The organism is Streptomyces sp. SID13726 (assembly GCF_010548375.1).
In the GTDB taxonomy this organism is placed as follows: domain Bacteria; phylum Actinomycetota; class Actinomycetes; order Streptomycetales; family Streptomycetaceae; genus Streptomyces.
In genome coordinates this window covers 1-442 of sequence record NZ_JAAGLY010000447.1, presented here as the reverse complement: position 1 = coordinate 442, position 442 = coordinate 1, and the positions used below count along the sequence as shown (strand labels likewise).

General features: G+C 75.8%; 1 pseudogene. It reads left to right on the top strand.

Going from position 1 to position 442, the window contains the following annotated elements:
- Window positions 1-442 (top strand): annotated as a pseudogene (locus G3I78_RS48520) (serine/threonine protein kinase); the annotation flags it as partial.

Here is a 442-nt window from a genome sequence, read left to right as displayed (position 1 = left end):
TACACCGACCTGTACGCGCTCGGCGTGCTGCTGTACGAACTCCTCAGCGGCAACGTCCCCTTCGCGGGGTCCACCGCCCTCGGCGTCCTGCACCGCCACCTGTACGAGCCGCCGGTCCCGGTGCGCCGGCTGCGCCCGGAGGTCCCGCACCAGCTGGAGGCGGTCCTGCTGCACCTCCTGGCCAAGGACCCGCAGGACCGCCCGGCCTCCGCACAGCACGTGTACGAGTCCCTGACCTCGCTGCTGCCCAAGCAGGGCACCCCGGCCGGCGCGCTCGACCCGACCCGCCCCTTCCTGCGCCCGCAGGCACCGTGGCCGGACCGCGCCGCCACCATCCCGCCGCAGCCGACCTCCCCGCCCACGCCGACGCCGCCCAAGCCGGACATCCCGGCCGCGGTGGACGAGGCCCGCAGCCTCCTGGAGCAGGGCTGCCTCACCCAGG